2 protein-coding genes are annotated in these 1,682 nt (G+C 61.3%); both read left to right on the top strand.

The features are described 5' to 3' along the window. The first annotated feature begins 119 nt into the window (after positions 1-119). The gene (locus tag AWB81_RS42725) at positions 120-1,169 is read left to right on the top strand and encodes a TadA family conjugal transfer-associated ATPase (RefSeq protein ID WP_062644597.1); all 1,050 of its coding nucleotides are present in this window, start codon (positions 120-122) and stop codon (positions 1,167-1,169) included. 12 nt (positions 1,170-1,181) lie between these two features. Then, a complete protein-coding gene (locus tag AWB81_RS42720; protein WP_062644594.1) occupies positions 1,182-1,535 on the top strand; it encodes a TrbC/VirB2 family protein in 354 nt (117 codons plus the stop codon). Positions 1,536-1,682 lie beyond the last annotated feature (147 nt).

The raw sequence follows: 1,682 nt of genomic DNA, 5'->3' as shown, positions 1-1,682 counted from the left end.
CTCTGCCTGAGCGCATCTACGGCCGCGAAAGCCGCTCAATTTGACGCCTCTTTCGGTGCCTGCGCACGTCTGCCAACGCCAACAATAGCCGACATGTTAGATCGCCCACAAAGCATCGCATGTCCGAGTCTGCCGACAATCACATCCTAAAGCTGCGCCCACTCGAAGCTGAAGCCGTGCGCATGTTCTTCCATGCGCTTTCGCCGCTGCGCGAATTGCTCGACTCGCCCGACCTCGCGGAAATCATGATCAACGATTACCGCAATGTCTGGGTCGAACGGCGCGGCGTAATGACACGCGAGAACATCGACCTGCGCCCCGAGCAGCTCGAAGGCGCAATTCACTCGCTCGCCTCGTCCGTTGAGAAGTCGGCGAAGGCCGGCAGCGACAAGGGCATCATCAATGCCGGTCATCAGAACTTGCGTATCGCAGCGGTCATGAGCCCGACGTCGATCGACGGGCACGCGCTGAGCATCCGGAAGCACCGCGAATCGAAGCTGACGCTGTCGGACTACGTGAACATGGGGGCGTTCTCGGCAGCCAACGCGCGACCCGAACACGCGGAAGCCATTCACTTCGAGGAAGGCATCGAGGACGAAGCGCTCATGCGCGCGCTCGTCGCGCTCGTGCAGTCGCGCAAGAACGTGCTCGTCGCCGGTGGAACGTCGGCGGGCAAGACGACGTTCCTCAATGCGCTGATCGAACAGATCCCGTCCGACCAGCGGGTCATCTCCATCGAGGACACGATGGAACTGAAGCTGCACGTGCCCAATCGCGTGCGGTTGCTCTCCAACGCCGATACCAACGTCACGACGCAACTGCTTGTCGCGCTGTGTCTGCGCTTCCGGCCTGACCGCATCATCGTTGGCGAAGTGCGCGGCGGCGAAGCCTACGACCTGCTGCAGGCGCTCAACACCGGCCACGACGGCGGTCTCGCATCCATCCACGCGAACAATGGGCGCACGGCGCTCAGCCGCTTGGAATCGCTCGCCATGCTCGGCATCCCGACCGGATCACGCTGGGAACTGGAAGACATGCGCAAAAACATCGCTGACTGCTTCAACTACGTCGTGCACTTCAAGCGCACCGGCGAGATGCGGCACGTCTCCGAGATCCTCGAAATCCGGGGATTCAAAAACAACGATTACGACCTACAACGCGTTTTTTAACGGGAGCATCAAATGAAGGGCAAGAAGGTAATGAATAGAGCCGCCACGGTCGCGAAGCATCTGCGCCCGGGCAAGTCGATGTTGGTCGGCGCGCTGCTGAGTCTGGTGTCGGTGGCCGCGATGGCAGCGGGGGACTTTTCCAACCTGACGGGCTTGACCGACATCATCTGCACGATCAGCAACCTGATCAGCGGCCCGTACCTGTACGGCATCGGCATCGTGCTCATTACGCTCGGCGGCGTCGCGGTGGCGAACTCGGAAAGCAATATCGCCAAGACGTTCTCGGTGGTGCTGGTGGGCCTCGGCATTGCGTCGGTCGCCGTGCCGATCATGCAAAGCCACTTCCACATGGCCAACGCCTGTTGATATGCGCCAGCACAAGGTTAGTCGAGGCCTCTCATTGCCGCGCCAGATGGGCGGGGCAGACCGGGGGCTGGCCATTTTCAACGGGACGATGACGGCGCTGCTCACCTACACGAGCTGGACCCCTGGATTTCTCCTTGTCGGCGTGGT

This window comes from Caballeronia arationis (assembly GCF_001544975.2).
GTDB classification, from domain to species: Bacteria; Pseudomonadota; Gammaproteobacteria; order Burkholderiales; family Burkholderiaceae; genus Caballeronia; species Caballeronia arationis.
The sequence above is the reverse complement of the archived record's forward strand: the minus strand, read 5'-3'. Positions and strand labels throughout refer to the sequence as shown.

Excerpts from the sequence above, each read along its gene's own strand:
- AWB81_RS42720 (WP_062644594.1), top strand. The coding sequence starts at position 1,182 with ATGAAGGGCAAGAAGGTAATGAATAGAGCCGCCACGGTCGCGAAGCAT.
- AWB81_RS42725 (WP_062644597.1), top strand. The coding sequence starts at position 120 with ATGTCCGAGTCTGCCGACAATCACATCCTAAAGCTGCGCCCACTCGAA.